Source organism: Zobellia nedashkovskayae, from assembly GCF_015330125.1.
Lineage (GTDB): Bacteria > Bacteroidota > Bacteroidia > Flavobacteriales > Flavobacteriaceae > Zobellia > Zobellia nedashkovskayae.
This window is the reverse complement of record NZ_JADDXR010000002.1, coordinates 1,423,328-1,438,588: the sequence shown is the minus strand read 5'-3', so window position 1 is coordinate 1,438,588 and position 15,261 is coordinate 1,423,328. Positions and strand designations below refer to the sequence as shown.

Annotated in this window: 16 protein-coding genes and 1 tRNA gene; 8 read left to right on the top strand and 9 right to left on the bottom strand. The window is 35.5% G+C overall.

Annotation, left to right across the window (positions count from 1 at the left end):
* Nucleotides 1–18 precede the first annotated feature (18 nt).
* Nucleotides 19–405: an SMU1112c/YaeR family gloxylase I-like metalloprotein gene (gene gloA2 / locus IWB64_RS06155; protein WP_194533169.1), complete on the top strand. Its 387-nt coding sequence runs from the start codon at nt 19–21 to the stop codon at nt 403–405.
* Nucleotides 406–414: 9 nt separating this feature from the next.
* On the opposite strand, the gene IWB64_RS06150 is transcribed toward gloA2, so the two are convergent.
* Complete coding sequence (locus IWB64_RS06150) at nt 415–1,209, bottom strand: 3-keto-disaccharide hydrolase (protein WP_194533168.1); 795 nt, start codon at nt 1,207–1,209, stop codon at nt 415–417.
* 40 nt (nt 1,210–1,249) lie between these two features.
* The gene (locus tag IWB64_RS06145; RefSeq protein ID WP_194533167.1) at nt 1,250–2,356 is read right to left on the bottom strand and encodes an acyltransferase family protein; all 1,107 of its coding nucleotides are present in this window, start codon (nt 2,354–2,356) and stop codon (nt 1,250–1,252) included.
* A gap of 95 nt (nt 2,357–2,451) precedes the next feature.
* On the opposite strand from IWB64_RS06145, the gene IWB64_RS06140 reads away from it, so the two are divergent.
* A complete protein-coding gene (locus tag IWB64_RS06140) occupies nt 2,452–3,315 on the top strand; it encodes a fructosamine kinase family protein (RefSeq protein ID WP_194533166.1) in 864 nt (287 codons plus the stop codon).
* A 32-nt stretch (nt 3,316–3,347) separates the two neighbouring features.
* Here the strand turns inward: IWB64_RS06140 and IWB64_RS06135 are convergent, their stop codons facing one another.
* A complete protein-coding gene (locus IWB64_RS06135) occupies nt 3,348–4,541 on the bottom strand; it encodes a C40 family peptidase (protein WP_194535824.1) in 1,194 nt (397 codons plus the stop codon).
* A 58-nt stretch (nt 4,542–4,599) separates the two neighbouring features.
* Between IWB64_RS06135 and dcm the strand changes: the two genes are divergently transcribed.
* From dcm to IWB64_RS06120, 3 genes are all read left to right on the top strand, one after another.
* The gene (gene dcm / locus IWB64_RS06130) at nt 4,600–5,826 is read left to right on the top strand and encodes a DNA (cytosine-5-)-methyltransferase (protein ID WP_194533165.1); all 1,227 of its coding nucleotides are present in this window, start codon (nt 4,600–4,602) and stop codon (nt 5,824–5,826) included.
* A 30-nt stretch (nt 5,827–5,856) separates the two neighbouring features.
* Nucleotides 5,857–6,471 (top strand): hypothetical protein, encoded by a 615-nt coding sequence (locus IWB64_RS06125; protein WP_194533164.1) that lies wholly within the window; start codon nt 5,857–5,859, stop codon nt 6,469–6,471.
* A gap of 261 nt (nt 6,472–6,732) precedes the next feature.
* Nucleotides 6,733–7,107, top strand: a complete 375-nt coding sequence (locus tag IWB64_RS06120) for a hypothetical protein (RefSeq protein WP_194535823.1) — start codon at nt 6,733–6,735, stop codon at nt 7,105–7,107.
* Nucleotides 7,108–7,150: 43 nt separating this feature from the next.
* On the opposite strand, the gene IWB64_RS06115 is transcribed toward IWB64_RS06120, so the two are convergent.
* The 3 genes from IWB64_RS06115 to IWB64_RS06105 all read right to left on the bottom strand — a co-directional run bounded on the left by IWB64_RS06115 (nt 7,151) and on the right by IWB64_RS06105 (nt 9,128).
* Entirely contained in the window at nt 7,151–7,597 is a 447-nt protein-coding gene (locus IWB64_RS06115; RefSeq protein WP_194533163.1) for a GNAT family N-acetyltransferase, read from the bottom strand.
* A gap of 4 nt (nt 7,598–7,601) precedes the next feature.
* Complete coding sequence (locus tag IWB64_RS06110; RefSeq protein ID WP_194533162.1) at nt 7,602–8,528, bottom strand: cation diffusion facilitator family transporter; 927 nt, start codon at nt 8,526–8,528, stop codon at nt 7,602–7,604.
* Nucleotides 8,529–8,696: 168 nt separating this feature from the next.
* On the bottom strand, nt 8,697–9,128 hold the full coding sequence (locus tag IWB64_RS06105; protein WP_194533161.1) for an RpiB/LacA/LacB family sugar-phosphate isomerase: 432 nt from the start codon (nt 9,126–9,128) through the stop codon (nt 8,697–8,699).
* 650 nt (nt 9,129–9,778) lie between these two features.
* Between IWB64_RS06105 and rnr the strand changes: the two genes are divergently transcribed.
* From rnr to IWB64_RS06090, 3 genes are all read left to right on the top strand, one after another.
* On the top strand, nt 9,779–11,968 hold the full coding sequence (rnr, locus tag IWB64_RS06100) for a ribonuclease R (protein WP_194533160.1): 2,190 nt from the start codon (nt 9,779–9,781) through the stop codon (nt 11,966–11,968).
* Between the two features lie 61 nt (nt 11,969–12,029).
* Nucleotides 12,030–12,710: a head GIN domain-containing protein gene (locus IWB64_RS06095; RefSeq protein WP_194533159.1), complete on the top strand. Its 681-nt coding sequence runs from the start codon at nt 12,030–12,032 to the stop codon at nt 12,708–12,710.
* A gap of 122 nt (nt 12,711–12,832) precedes the next feature.
* Nucleotides 12,833–13,501, top strand: coding sequence for a LysE family translocator (locus tag IWB64_RS06090; protein WP_194533158.1), 669 nt, complete (start codon nt 12,833–12,835; stop codon nt 13,499–13,501).
* Nucleotides 13,502–13,598: 97 nt separating this feature from the next.
* Here IWB64_RS06090 and IWB64_RS06085 read toward each other — a convergent pair.
* The 3 genes from IWB64_RS06085 to IWB64_RS06075 form a co-directional block, all read right to left on the bottom strand.
* A tRNA-Cys gene (locus IWB64_RS06085) sits at nt 13,599–13,669 on the bottom strand.
* A gap of 147 nt (nt 13,670–13,816) precedes the next feature.
* Entirely contained in the window at nt 13,817–14,179 is a 363-nt protein-coding gene (folB, locus tag IWB64_RS06080) for a dihydroneopterin aldolase (protein WP_194533157.1), read from the bottom strand.
* Between the two features lie 104 nt (nt 14,180–14,283).
* Nucleotides 14,284–15,237 (bottom strand): PorP/SprF family type IX secretion system membrane protein, encoded by a 954-nt coding sequence (locus IWB64_RS06075; RefSeq protein ID WP_194533156.1) that lies wholly within the window; start codon nt 15,235–15,237, stop codon nt 14,284–14,286.
* Nucleotides 15,238–15,261 lie beyond the last annotated feature (24 nt).

Below are 15,261 nucleotides of genomic sequence, written 5' to 3'. Positions count from 1 at the left end.
GAACTATCACCATTAGCTATGGCCTTCAACAAAGTACATCATATTGCTATTATATGCTCTGACTATAAAAAGTCCAAACATTTTTATGTTGACATTTTAGGTCTAGATATTATGACAGAAGTGTTCAGAGAAGAACGACAATCTTATAAACTAGACCTTGCCCTTAATGGAGAATACATAATAGAGTTATTCTCGTTTCCTAATCCACCTCAGCGCCCTTCTAGACCCGAAGCGCAAGGTCTCCGTCATCTAGCTTTTGAAGTAGATGATGTAATAAGCGAAAGGCAAAGGCTTATGGGTAAAGGTATAGCCGTAGAACCCATCAGAACCGATGAGTTCACGGGCCGCAAATTTACTTTCTTTGCAGACCCGGATGACCTTCCTCTTGAACTGTATGAAAAATAGCTTTTTGAATTAAGGCTTTAAGTTTTTGATTTTTACATTCCTAAAATCTATAGGCTGCCCTTCACTCTGCAAAGCAATCATGCCTTCTTTTAATAGTTTTCCGTCTTGTTTAACCTTCGGGTCAAAACCAACTACCGTACCACCACCAATTTGTGGTTTGGTGTATTCTAAAACTACTTCTCCGTTTATAATCTGCGTTACCAAAGAATCTCCTCTTACAATTAATTCCGCTTTTACCCATTGGTCTCCATAGTAGGTTTTAGATGAAGAGCTTAAACAGTGACTTGGGTATATTTTTCCATCATAAACAATCTCAGTTCCCGGAGAACACATGTTACCCGTTGGTCTTGCCTCACCTTCATTAATACCTCCTAAAAATTGCATCTCTACGGATATAGGCCAGTTCTGTTCTTTCAACATCGTTCTTGGGTCTTGCGAATGGTACATAACCCCACTATTCATTTCAGTAAAAACAGGGGCTCCAGGGTGCAAATTCCCAACAAATCTATATTCCATTGAAAGGTGAAAACTTGAGTAAGGTTTATCAAAATAAAGATGTCCAAACCTGTCATTAAAGTCCCCCTCATATTTATCATAGCGAACTTTGATCATACCATCTTCCGCACGAAACGTATCTCCAAAATTATCACCGGTTTCATAATGATGGATTTTAGTGGTCCATCCATCTAAGTTATTACCATTAAACATGTCCTCCCAGCCGGCTTCGGCAACGGTTGGCTTGGTAGAATTACAAGCCATAAGGGCAATAGAAGAGATAAAGAGAGTAATTTTAATGCGATTCATAGTATGCGTATTGAGTAAAAATATAATTGAGATATGAGTTTTATACTTTAAAGTACACCTTGTGCTTGTCCAAAAAGTAAGTAATGTACCAGAAGATGTACAGTACAAAAAAAGCATTGATGACCATGATTACTTTTTCGGAAATACCAATGGGAGCCAGCAAGCCCTCTGTCCAGATAAGACCAAATCCTTGAAACCATTGAACACCTACTGTTTCGGCAAATAGATAGATAAAAATTGAATTCGTACCTACTACAGAGAAAATCTTAAGCCAGTTCTTTTGATATCCTTTTATATCAATAAGCCAATAGAAAAGTGTTAATGTAAGAATAGCGAAACCTCCTGATGCCAAGGTAAAAGAGCTTGTTGCAATACGCTTAACTATTGGTGTGATGCCTGAAAAATCCATGGCAAAACCAAGAACTACCAAAGCCGTTCCCCAAATAAGAAATGGTTTTATTTTTTCAGCCGAAGACATATGTGATAATAAAACCTTTCCACAGACTACGCCCCAAATCGTATGGGCGGCAGTAGGAATAAAGTTTACGAACACCCAATATCCGTCATTTACCTGTCCCATGACCAACATATCGACATAAGCACCAAAGCTGTCATGTCCTTGCACATAGGGCGCTTCAGGATTATAGGCACGGTAAAGTATCTCTGTTAAAACCAATAAACCTAAAGATATACCAATCTGTATTTTATTAGGGAGGCTCATTACCGCATAGGCGATTAAAATGGTAAAGCCCAATTGTACCAGTACATTCCAAAGTTCCCAAACCAGCGCGTGACTGTACACACAATGCAATAAAACACCAAAAGCAAACAGTAAAAAGCATCTACGTAAAATATGCTTGGTTACACCTTTTCTATCTCCGGAAGCCAGTCGCTTGCGTAGGGAAAATGGCATGGCCACACCCACAATAAACATGAAAAAAGGTTGAATCAGATCCCAAAACCGGAGACCGTTCCAAGGGTGATGATGCAACTGATGTGCAAGACCTGAAAACGCCGTTCCTTCCGTTAGTTCTGAAAAGTTATGGTGAAAACCTGCCGCCTCGGCAATAAGTAAGAACATGGTTAGTCCTCTAAAAACATCTAAGGAAAAGAGACGCTTTGAGACATTATCGGCTAGTTGAGACATATTAAACATTAAGTTGGTTGATTCTTCTAAAATAGGGAAAATATTAGAGTTAGAGGCTCTTCATAATTTTCAGTCATTATACTTATCTTGGTTAAATGGATAACGACCTGAAGAAACATATTGAATATTTGCTTTGTATAAAGATTCAAACAATGCAATCTGTTTCTGGGGGTGATATTTCCGTAGCCTACTTACTGGAGACCGAAACGGAACGTTTCTTTTGCAAAGTCAATCATGGGGAAAACGGCTATGACCTGTTCAAGACCGAAAAAATGGGTTTGCAAACCATTGCCCAATCCAAAACCATAGGTGTACCGAATATTTTACTGTGTGAGCCCTTAGAAAAGGGCGGGTTTTTGGTGATGAATTATATCGAACCCAAACGACCCACAGAAACCGACTATGAACTTTTAGGTCATCAATTGGCTGCATTGCACCATAATGCTACACAAGATAAATTTGGGTTTTCTTCCGACAACTATATTGGCAATCTTGAGCAGTCCAATTCAAATCACACACAATGGGCTGAATTTTATGTTCAAGAACGACTTGTTCCCCAATTGCAACTAGCAAAAGATACTGGCAGGCTGAATGATAGCGAAATTCCTTCCGAAAACCAGCTTTTAACAACTTGTAAAAATCTATTTCCCAACACAAAACCATCTTTATTGCATGGCGATTTATGGAGCGGCAATTACCTTATATCAAAAAACGGTACCCCTTATTTAATAGACCCAGCGGTGTATTACGGCCATCATGAAGTAGATTTGGCCATGACCCGTCTTTTTGGAGGTTTTGGCAATTCTTTCTACAATGCTTATCAAGAACATTTTGCACCAATTGGTAATGAAAAAGAAAGAACGGATATCTACCAACTTTACTATCTCTTGGTACACCTCAACCTTTTTGGAAACTCGTACAAAGCCTCAGTTACGGAAATACTGCTGCGTTATTTTTAAGTTTTTAATTTCATTTCCCTAATAACTATAGCCTAATCCTTAAAAACAGGGTTTTTAACCAAACTGATCAAGGCTTCGTCATTTTCTTTTAAGATGCGTTTTGAGCGTAGATAACGGTTGTGATTATGCTCGTCATAATTATCTGCATTGGGATCCATACTGTTTATGCGTACCATCTCTGAGGCATGAATAAACTCATTATTACCAATCCACATACCTACATGTACCACTTTTTCTGTGGTAGAATCCGTTGCTTCTCTTCCAAAAAACAATAAATCGCCTTTTTGTAGCTTATCAAAGTTTTTGACGGAATCAATGGCTTTACCCGTATGTACTTGCTGTGAGGCATCTCTGGGAATGACCATTCCGTTAAGGAAAAATATAGTTTTAGTAAATCCGCTACAGTCCATTCCTTTAGTTGAGGTTCCTCCCCATAAATAAGGAACACCCATTAAAGTTTTTGAAGTAGCCACAAGACTTTCTTGGGTTGGTTCCAATTTCTCTAACCAAATATCATAGGGTTCTGATTCTTCCTTTCTAACCACCGCTTTACGGCCATCTGGGTACTGCACTTCAAAAAAATCATCGGTCTCGCCCGTCATTTCAATAATATCTCCTGCAACCAAGTCAGAAACACGTTGGGTTGCCTCCGTATCTTGATATGAATATCCAGCGGTTTGGGTATAAATTAGCTTTGCTGTGCTTTTGTATTGTTTTGCTTCCTCTTCATCCATCAGAACAATTCCACCTACATTAACCCATGACAGATATTTATCAGGCGTTTGAATGTAATACCAATTTTCTTCTTTTTTATACACTCTTACCGGTGTACCTAATGTAGCCTGTGTTGCCAGTTCTGCCGAGTGTTTTGGATTACTCCTAAGATTTGCCACTGAAATATTGATAACGGCCTGGGTTTTACCTTCAAGTTGTTTTGAGGGTAGTATTTCTATTTCACTGGTGTACTTAATATCTTGTTTATCCAAGTTAGCTTTTAATGCCTCAACAGCCTCAGCCATATTAGTCTCCCCTCTTAAAATATACTTTTCGGTATCTATATAAGTGTGCACATCAAAAAGAGCTGTTCTTTTATCCGGAGCATATTCTTTTCTTATTTGAGTAATAGTTTCTAAAAGCTTTGCTTCCTTCTTACTTTTTTCAGTACAGGAACCTAAAAACAACACCAAAAAACCAGTGAGCAAAACTGCTATCTTATATCTCTTCATTCTTAAATCTATTATCATGTTTACTTTGCTTTAGTGAAATTATGTAATTTTATCGCAAATGAGCAAACTCAAGGCAATAGAACTTTTTGCAGGGGTCGGAGGATTTCGCCTCGGACTAGAAAAAACCGGACAATATGAGGTAGTCTGGAGTAACCAATGGGAACCTTCTACAAAAGCGCAACATGCTTCTATCGTTTACGAAGAGCGTTTTGGTAAAGAAAACCATTGTAACCAAAACATATCCGAAGTTTCTACAGGTGTTATTCCTGATGGGGATGTACTCGTGGGCGGATTTCCTTGCCAAGATTACTCCGTGGCGACCACTTTACAGAACTCCAAAGGATTAATTGGTAAAAAAGGGGTGTTATGGTGGAGTATTCACCGCATATTATCTGAAAAGAAAAATCCTCCTAAGTACTTGTTTCTTGAAAACGTAGATCGTTTGCTAAAATCGCCATCTGCCCAGCGCGGACGAGATTTTGCCATTATGTTGAAAAGTCTTGATGACTTGGGTTATGCTGTTGAATGGCGCGTTATTAATGCCGCCGAATATGGTATGCCCCAAAGACGTAGGCGCATCTTTTTCTTAGGCTATCACAAATCTACATCACTTTATAGAGCACTTAAAAAGTCCAGTCCAGCAGATTGGGTACTTTCTGAGGGAACAATTGCTTCGGCTTTTCCTGTGCAACAAACCACTCAAAAACCAATTTCTTTTGAAATTAAGGACGATTTAGTACATATCTCAGAAAACTTTAATCTAGGCGAAAAGCTTTCTCCTTTTCAAAATTCAGGGGTTTTCATAAATGGTAAGGTGTTTACGGTAAAAACGCAGGCCAATTATGATGGTAAACGTACCGTTTTAGGAGATGTGCTTCAAAATGGAGAAGTAACATCAGAATTTTTTATTCCAGAAGAGGATTTCCATAAGTGGGAATATCTAAAAGGGGCTAAAAAAGAAGTGCGAACGGCTAAAACCGGATTTACTTATAATTATAGTGAAGGCGGAATGATTTTTCCAGATGCATTGGATAATGCTTCAAGAACTATTATTACTGGTGAGGGCGGAAAGTCCCCGTCTCGATTTAAGCATGTGGTACAGACTAAAAAGGGATTGAGGCGTTTAACACCTGTTGAATTAGAGCGTTTAAATATGTTTCCTGATAATCATACGTTATTAGAAGGTGTAAGCGATACCAAACGGGCCTTTTTTATGGGTAATGCCTTAGTTGTTGGTGTTGTTGAAAGAATTGGCAAGGCACTGGCCGATAAAATTGAAGTTTAGTTCTTTAAATTTCATACTAACAAATGTAATATGCCCCTTAAAAGTAATTTTAAGTCAGATTTAGAAAGGGAGCAGGAGCTTTGCATTTTATTGGACCGTTATTACAAACAGTATCTGAAGCATTATACCTTTGAGCGAGTATCCGATATGCCAAAGCAATTGGCCGGTATAGATTTGATTTTTATTCATAAAACGAATGGAAAAAAATTCTATATAGATGAAAAAGCACAACTGGATTATATAAACGAAAACCTACCCACTTTTGCCTTTGAATTGAGTTATGAAAAAAAGGGTATTCTAAAAGAAGGTTGGCTTTTTGATACCTCAAAAAAAACAGAATTCTATGCGTTAATAACTTCCATCTATGCAGATGACCCCAACACATTTACTTCTTGTAAAATCACCTTGGTAAATCGTCAAAAATTACTTGATCTTTTAATGGAACGCTCCATTACATTATCGGCTTTAAAAAAGTACATATTGCCAGAACAACGTACACATGGTAAAATAAAAATTGATGAACTGCACCACAGAAGTGAGGGATATCTCTTTGCTTCGACAAAAAATAAAGCTGAAAAACCTTTGAACCTTATTTTGAAACTAGATTTTCTAGAGGAATCAGGAGTTGCCAAAAGGTTGGCTTAATAAATTTTACAAACCAATTGGTTTGTAAAATTGATATTATTCTAAGATTCTTGACTAGTATGCACTTACAGCGATTTAAACCAGTATTTTATCGCCCAAAAAGCATACAATTTATCAAACCCATACATAGCCAACAAACCGATTGGTCTGTTTCTTGTGTCTAATAGAATTTAATGAATGGAACGTTTTTCAGTTCTTAAAATGCTGTTAATCAACACTCAAAACTTTTTTATTGCACTTTGTTTTACTATCTTCTCCGTTATGGTAACAACAGAAAAGTCAGAAAACAAGGAATTTTTAGAGAAGTCAATTCACCATCTAGAAGCCACCGGCTTCGAAGAAATTAAAGCGGATATTGACGGGTATGCAACTCCAAAATCGTACGTTAGAAAAGGTACTGATTTTAAGATTACACCAGATATTGTTGCGCTTAAAAATGGAAGAAAATATTACTTTGAAATAAGCCTTAAATCTTCTAAGCCTAGACTTCTAAAAACCAAGTGGCTTTTCTTGGATACTTTAAGTAGAATGAACTCTAACCGGTTTCGTATTATAACAACTAAAGGTCATTATAAGTTTACCGATAATATGTTGGAAGATATTAACCTTACGAACAAAGAACCTATTCGTATTTAATTTCACATAGTCATATAAAAAATAAGGTCCGCAATTGCGGACCTTATTTTTTTCTTCTAACCATACCAATATGTGGTATGCCATCTTCTAAATAACCATCTCCTACTTGATCAAAACCAAGTGTATGATAAAAGCGTTCTAAATATAACTGAGCAGATAATTTAATAACATCTTCTTTAAAATGCTTTTCTATAGCTGTAATCGAGGCTCTCATAATTTCTTTTCCGTAGCCGTATTTTCTTTCGGTAGGATTTACCACTACCCTTCCTATACTCGCTTCTTCAAAATAATCTCCTGGTTTAAATATTCGGGTATAAGCAACTAACTCACCTTTTCTAGTTCCTATTACGTGTAATGCTTTTTGGTCCTTACCATCTACATCTTGGTAAACACATTCTTGTTCTACTACAAAAACTTCTGATCTAATTCTTAGTATGTCGTACAGCTCTTCTGTAGTGAGCGCTCCAAATGATTTTACCGTTATTTTCATAATATCAATCTTGTACAATTATTTGCTTACTGTCGCTTTTCCCGTGTTCCGGTTGTATAGTAACGTGATTGATACCGAATTTGTGATAAACGACTTCCTCTATTACTTGAAGAATGTTGTCAAACTGCGAAAGCCTGATGTCTTCATTGAAATCTACGTGCGCCTCTAAGTGTACTTCATCTTCATTTAATTGCCAAATATGTATATGATGAATATTCTTTACACCGTCTATTAAACCTACTTCTTCCACAATTTGCTGTACTTGTATCGTATTTGGCGTAAAAAGCATAAGCACACGTGTAGCTTCTTTTAATAAATCATAACCTACAAAAATAAGATAGATGGCAATGGCAAAGGTTAAGGCTGCATCTATCCAATACACTTCATAGAACTTCATTAACAAGCCTCCAATAAGTACAGCTACAGATGCTAACATATCTGTTAATAAGTGCAGATAAGCAGATCTCATGTTCATATTGCTCTTTGAATCTTTTTTGAGCAAGAGTACACTAAAACCATTGGCAGCAATGCCCAATAAGGAAAGCCAAATAACCACATCAGATTCTATTTTCTGCGGTTCAAGAAATCGTACTGAGGCTTCTTTTATTAATATAATAGCTACAACTATTAACGTAGCAGCATTTACAAAAGCTGCTATGATTTCAGCTCGTTTATAGCCGAAGGTCTTATTGGTAGAAGCCTGTCTCTTAGCTAATAAGGTAGCTATATAACTAACAATAAGCGAAAGTACATCGCTAAAATTATGAAGCGCATCCGAAAGCAATGAAAGACTTCCCGAAACAACTCCACCAATTACCTGAGCTACTGTAATAAGTATATTTAATAGGATAGATATAATTAAATTCCTTCCCCTTAAATTAGAATGGTTGTGACTGTGCCCATGAGAATGGTCTTCGCGAGAATGCCCCATTTAATATGGAAAATAATTAATACGTTAATAAATATGTAATGGTACCTAAAATGCCTTCTTAACAAGGAATACCCAAGTTATGAACAACTAGTGTTACGTATGATGAAGTGGTTGGTTTGGCAAGACTTTATAAGAGTCTACTATATTTAAAAGTAAAGCTTTGAATGTTTACTTACAAGGAATTTTTTCTATTCTTCTTTCATGCCTACCACCCTCAAAATCTGTATCTAAGAAAGTCTTAACCATTTCTAGCGCCTGAGGTAGAGAAATAAACCTAGCGGGTAGGCTTAAGATGTTAGCATCATTATGTTCTCTACTTAATTGAACAATCTCTTTGGTCCAACAAAGGGCACAACGCACTTGTTGATGTTTATTAGCGGTCATTGAGGCTCCATTACCGCTTCCACAAATAATAATACCAAAATCAACAACACCTTTATCTATATCTGAAGCTACGGGATGAACAAAATCTGCATAATCAACACTATCCGCTCCATCGGTACCATAATTATTAACCTCTATGTTCATAGATTTAAGTAAACCTACTATGGCTAATTTGTAATCCGTACCTGCGTGATCATTTCCAATAGCTATTTTCATTATGCGTAATCTTGTTTAAACCTTTTTTTGAATACGGTTTTACTGTTATATAAAACCTTCTAATTGTTCACAAAGGTACGAATACTAGTACTTCACCACAATAAACATGGTGGTCACAACATTAGTTTTCTTCAAACAGGTATTCATTGTTAATTTGTTATTGTTAAAATGTGTTTATAATGTTAATAACCTTACGACAGAAAGTAGATCTTAAATTTTGATTTCTCACTAGAATAGTACTCTACAAAACTAATCTCTAATTGAGAAATTTACTTTTACTCTTTTTATAATGGGCTATTAAAATGTTATTGCCAGTAATTAACATTAAATTTACGTTTACTTATTAAATAATTTATGTTGATATCGTTTATCAACGAATATTGATAATTACGTTACTACCCTGATTCTGTGCTATATTATAATTGTAAAGATTGTCAACAACTTCTTTAAGTCGTTCAGAGCAACTATTTCCACATAATTTTATAAGCCTTATTAACACGCTATCATAATCACCATTTTAATTTTTAAAATTTAAAAGAAAAAGAAATATATAATATAGTTGTTGATAACCTTGTTTTCAGGTCAAGGTTCGTCAATAACAGGGTAATGAATTATAATTCGTAATTTACCCTATAAATTAAAAATAGTTAATGTCAAATAACAAGAAGAAAGCTCGTAACCATAAAGCGAACGAGATAACAAAAGGAATCTTTACCGTATTGGAAAAAGACCCTAAAAAGAGTTTCAATTATAAACAAATAGCCGCTAAATTAGGCTTAGATAATACCCAAGACCGTAATCAATTGATTAAAAGGTTAGGGCAACTTAAGGAAAAAAATAGAATACAAGAAGAAGGTAGAGGTAATTATATGGCACTGGAATCAACTAAAAAATACCAAACAGGTAAGGTTGATCTTACAGGACGTGGTAATGCATACGTTGTTATAGAAGGTATGGATGATGATGTCTTTGTACAAGCTAATAAAGTGAACAAAGCTTTTCATGGTGATATCGTAGAGGTATATATATTCCCAAGAAGAAAAGGGAAAAAGCTAGAAGGTGAGATTGCCAATATTATTGAACGTAAAAAGACTGAATTTGTTGGGATTGTAGATATACAAAAGACTTTTGCTTTTGTTCGTCCTACAGATTTTAGAATGTATACAGATTTCTTTATTCCAAAAGATGGAATAAAAGGAGCAAATGATGGCGATAAAGTAATTGTTAGATTAGATAGTTGGGATAGTAAAGATGATTCTCCTACTGGAACCATCATAGAAGTTTTAGGAAAACCAGGAGAACATAATACCGAAATTCACGCCATTTTGGCGGAGTACGGTCTACCCTATGATTTTCCTACCGAAGTAGAACGTTTTGCAGATACCCTTGATACTTCTATTAAAGAAGAAGAGATTGCAAAAAGAAGGGATATGCGAGATGTATTGACCTTTACTATTGACCCAAAAGATGCCAAAGATTTTGATGATGCACTTTCTTTTGTGGTTCTTGAGAACGGTAATTATGAGATTGGTATTCACATTGCCGATGTTTCTCATTACTTGGTTCCGGATACTATTTTAGATGATGAAGCTTATGAAAGAGCTACTTCCGTTTATTTAGTAGATCGTGTGGTTCCTATGCTTCCTGAAGTATTGTCCAATAATGCGTGTTCATTAAGACCAAACGAAGAGAAATACACCTTTTCTGCAATTTTTGAGATGGATAAGGATGCTAATATCAAAGATCAATGGTTTGGTAGAACGGCTATAAATTCTAATGAGCGTTTTGCTTATGAAGAAGCACAGCATATTATAGAAACCAAAGAAGGCAGTATACCAAAAGAAATATCTATCCGCGAAGATGCTTATACCGTTCAAGAAGATGTGGTAGAAGCAACTTTAGAAATGGATCGTATGGCTAAAATCATGCGTGGTAGACGTATGCAAGAAGGTGCACTTTCTTTTGATAAGGTAGAAGTACGTTTTAATTTAAACGAAGAAAGTGAGCCGGTTGGTGTTTACTTTAAAGAATCTAAAGATGCCAATAAGTTAGTTGAAGAGTTTATGTTGTTGGCTAACAGAAAAGTTGCTGAATTCATAGGAAAACAAAAACCGAAAAAGACTTTTGTATATCGTATTCACGATGATCCTAATGAAGATAAACTAATAGCCCTTAATAGCATTGTTTCTAGGTTCGGGCATAAGTTGGACTTTAAAGATAAAAAATCCATTAGCGCGTCTTTAAATCAGCTTTTGAGTGACGTTAAAGGTAAAAAAGAACAGAATTTAGTAGATACGCTTACTATACGTAGTATGAGTAAGGCCATCTATACTACCCAGAATATTGGTCACTACGGTTTGGCGTTCGATTATTATACACATTTTACATCGCCTATTAGAAGATATCCAGATGTAATGGTACATCGTTTATTACAACATTATTTAGATGGTGGTGCCTCTGTTAAAGAAGAAGTTTACGAACAGAAATGTAAGCATTCCTCAGATATGGAATATTTAGCTTCTAGTGCAGAACGTGATTCTATTAAATACATGCAGATTAAGTTCATGCAAGATCACCAAAATCAAGAATTTGTTGGTGTTATTAGTGGTGTTACCGAATGGGGTATTTATGTAGAGATCATTGAGAACAAGTGCGAGGGCATGGTTAGGATCAGCGATATAAAGGATGATTATTATACCTTTGACGAAAAGGAGTACGCAATTGTAGGAGAAAAGACAAAGAAAACCTACCAATTGGGTGATGAAGTTGTAGTTATGGTAAAGAATTCCGATTTAATAAAACGTCATTTGGATTTCTCTTTAATAGGGAAGCATGAGTAGTTATTAGTTTTTTGGAACGGATTTTGTCTTTGACTATCAAAATAACCTAAAAAGGTACATTATGAAAAAGTTCGTTTTGCTTGTCATTTGTATTCTTGGGCTGCAATTTAGTTTTGCCCAAGACGCAAGTATGACACAAGACCTAACTAAATTCTCGGAGGTTAAAGCTTTTGACGGTCTTTCTGTTAAGCTTATAAAATCTGATGTGAACAAAGTGGTCATATCTGGTGAGAATATAGATAAAGTTGCCATTGTTAATAACGATGGTGTACTTAAAATACGAATGCAACTAGGTAAGATTTTTAGTGGATATCGCACATTTGTGGATTTATATTATACTGAAGATCTTGTTGTAATAGACGTTAATGAAGATGCGCGTATTGCCTCTGAAGAAATTATAAAACAGGAAATTCTTGAATTAAAAGCACAAGAAGGTGGAGAATTGGTAATTAATGCCGAGGTAGAACAGATGCTGATTAAAACCGTAACTGGTGGAAGTATATCTACTATTGGTTCCTCTAATTTACAGGATATTGTTATAAACACAGGTGGTATTTATGAGGGTAAGGAGTTCAAAACTAAATTTTCTACCATAAATGTAAATGCAGGATCTCGTGCAGAAATTTATGCATCAGATTACGTAAAGGCTAGTGTAAAAGCTGGTGGCGAAGTATTGGTATATGGTGATCCAAAGAAGATGGATGAGAAAACCGTATTTGGCGGTACTGTAACGCGTATGTAATCGGTTTCATTTCCAATTTTAATCACTTAGCTTTGCATAGCAGCTAATACTAACTTGTACAAGAGTCATAGTAGCTGCTATTCCTTAGCTAGATTAGTAATGTAAAACACCCAGAATAATACATGTGGGAAGATATTCAGGCAGCAGTTCCATTAGGCTTTTTATTAAGTTTTATGATTGGGCCGGTTTTCTTTGTCCTTTTAGAAACAAGCGCAATTAAAGGTTTTAGAGCTGCTATTGTTTTTGATTTTGGAGTTATTCTTGCCGATGGTGTTTTTCTTGTTATCGCTTATTTTAGTAGTTATCAGCTTTTAGAGAATTTAAGTAACCAGCCAGGACTATATGTTTTTGGTGGCGTAATTCTTTTGGTATATGGTATTACCACTATTTTTAAAAAGCCTCCTAAGCATATAGATAGTGATATAAGGGTTAGTAAAAGTGATTATTTAGGTCTCTTTGTAAAAGGTTTTCTGCTCAATTTCATTAACATTGGTGTTCTTGTTTTTTGGCTGGGTATTATCATTGTTGTTGGACCAAGTTTAAATAATGATCCTAATCGTATAGTAGTATTCTTTTCAACCATGGTGGGAGCCTATTTTGTAACCGATATCTTTAAGATTCTATTAGCGAAGCAATTGAAGAAAAAGCTAACAGGAAATAGAATTTATTTGATAAAGAAAGGACTTGGTGTTATTCTAATTATATGTGGTATTGTACTTATTATAAAAGGATTTCTACCTAAAGATCAGTTCAATATAGAGAATGGTATTGAGCGCATGGAAAAGTTATAGTTCAGTATATAAATAATCTGATCATGTTTTCATTTTAAGGGATACCAGAAGTTATAAAACAAAAAAACCTTCGTATAATCACGAAGGTTTTTTGTTGAGGCATCGAGCAGATTCGAACTGCTGTACAAGCTTTTGCAGAGCTCTGCCTAGCCACTCGGCCACGATGCCATTTGCAGGTGCAAAGATAGTTTTTTTGATGGAAATGCTATTTTTACTTTACTTTTTTTTCACAATGAATATTTTCAAGGTGTAAGAAAATAGGTAAGTGTAAAGATTTGCAGTTATTTAGGATGCGAAATTAAGATGTTTGGATAGTTATTTTTTTCGCTTTTGCTTCAAAACTATGGTCACTTTTTCAACATCACCACCTATAGGAGGGTTAATTTTTGAAACCTCAACCTCAGCTTTTTTTACAATTTTTATTTCTAAGAAGATACGATCTAAGATACGCTTGCCAACATGTTCCAATAGTTTAGAAGGGATTTTCATTTCCTCCTTTACAATATGGTTAATATGAACATAATCTACCGTGTCAGATAATTTATCGGAAATTGAAGCTTTGGTTAAATCAGCATCAACAGATACGTTTACCAAATATTCACTTCCTATAGCGGTTTCTTCTTTTAAGCAACCGTGGTGGGCATATACCCTTATATTACTAACTTTAACCTTATCCAAAATCAAATATATTTTTGCAAACTTAATTCAAACGGTTCAAATAAAGGATAGAAAGCTAAGATGTAATTTTTATAAGTACAGAGATATTCAAAATAGTTCTTTTTTTAGTATGTACAACGACAGTTACTAAGCCCTTGGAACAAGTCTACACCTATGGTTACAACATGGGTACCTGTACTGTAGGTAAGTAGTTCATTAAGAATTATTTGATATGAATATCCAAAATAGAAGTTATTTTTCTTTAGACCGGCAAAAGGAGCTATAAAGAGTGGGCTACCAATTTGATCATTCAAAAAACGATAGTTTACACCAGCGTAGAAATAATCATCAAAATTATACCATCTAAATTTTAAGTTTAAATCTGTTTCAGAACGGCCATCACTTTCAAACATTTTAAACAATATAGAAGGCTCTATTTCTAAATCACTGTTCTTATTTTTTCTGTAACGGTAACCGGTATACACGTAATAGTTTCTTAACTCATTAGGCTCATCGGCATTAAAAGTAAAATTACTTGGATCTTTGCCTAAAAGGTTAGATGCATTACCACTTATATAAAATTTACCATATCGGTATAAAACACCCACATCAAAGTTATGGTTACTAGTTTGGCGGTTGTTTATAACTCCTGGATCAAGATTAGCATCCACAAATTCATCAATGTCTATTCTAAATTGGTTAAAGTTATAAGAAAGACCAAACGATAGAAACTCATCATCATATCTATCAAGAGTCAAGTGATGGGCAAAAGAAACCCTAGCACCTTGTTGTTTTGTATAACCGTTCTTATCATTATATAAAAACAGACCTATACCAGATTGTTCACCGAGTCGCATATCCGCTGCCAAAGACTGTGTTTGCGGAGCATCTTTAATGCCCACCCATTGGGTTAGACCGTTAAGTCTAATTTTTACATGGTCTCCTATACCAGCATAAACTGGTGATAGAACAAACGGGTTATCTGCCAAATATTGAGTAAGTTGGGGCGAATTGAGCTCCTGACCTCTAGCGGTTATAATGCCGGATAGGAGCAGCAAGGTCCATATGAATTTGCGCATGGTACTGTAGGTTGTAGGTTAAGT

Coding starts and splice junctions, on each gene's coding strand:
- gloA2 (WP_194533169.1), top strand. CDS start 19: ATGGCCTTCAACAAAGTACATCATATTGCTATTATATGCTCTGACTAT.
- IWB64_RS06150 (WP_194533168.1), bottom strand. CDS start 1,209: ATGAATCGCATTAAAATTACTCTCTTTATCTCTTCTATTGCCCTTATG.
- IWB64_RS06145 (WP_194533167.1), bottom strand. CDS start 2,356: ATGTCTCAACTAGCCGATAATGTCTCAAAGCGTCTCTTTTCCTTAGAT.
- IWB64_RS06140 (WP_194533166.1), top strand. CDS start 2,452: ATGGATAACGACCTGAAGAAACATATTGAATATTTGCTTTGTATAAAG.
- IWB64_RS06135 (WP_194535824.1), bottom strand. CDS start 4,541: ATGAAGAGATATAAGATAGCAGTTTTGCTCACTGGTTTTTTGGTGTTG.
- dcm (WP_194533165.1), top strand. CDS start 4,600: ATGAGCAAACTCAAGGCAATAGAACTTTTTGCAGGGGTCGGAGGATTT.
- IWB64_RS06125 (WP_194533164.1), top strand. CDS start 5,857: ATGCCCCTTAAAAGTAATTTTAAGTCAGATTTAGAAAGGGAGCAGGAG.
- IWB64_RS06120 (WP_194535823.1), top strand. CDS start 6,733: ATGGTAACAACAGAAAAGTCAGAAAACAAGGAATTTTTAGAGAAGTCA.
- IWB64_RS06115 (WP_194533163.1), bottom strand. CDS start 7,597: ATGAAAATAACGGTAAAATCATTTGGAGCGCTCACTACAGAAGAGCTG.
- IWB64_RS06110 (WP_194533162.1), bottom strand. CDS start 8,528: ATGGGGCATTCTCGCGAAGACCATTCTCATGGGCACAGTCACAACCAT.
- IWB64_RS06105 (WP_194533161.1), bottom strand. CDS start 9,128: ATGAAAATAGCTATTGGAAATGATCACGCAGGTACGGATTACAAATTA.
- rnr (WP_194533160.1), top strand. CDS start 9,779: ATGTCAAATAACAAGAAGAAAGCTCGTAACCATAAAGCGAACGAGATA.
- IWB64_RS06095 (WP_194533159.1), top strand. CDS start 12,030: ATGAAAAAGTTCGTTTTGCTTGTCATTTGTATTCTTGGGCTGCAATTT.
- IWB64_RS06090 (WP_194533158.1), top strand. CDS start 12,833: ATGTGGGAAGATATTCAGGCAGCAGTTCCATTAGGCTTTTTATTAAGT.
- IWB64_RS06075 (WP_194533156.1), bottom strand. CDS start 15,237: ATGCGCAAATTCATATGGACCTTGCTGCTCCTATCCGGCATTATAACC.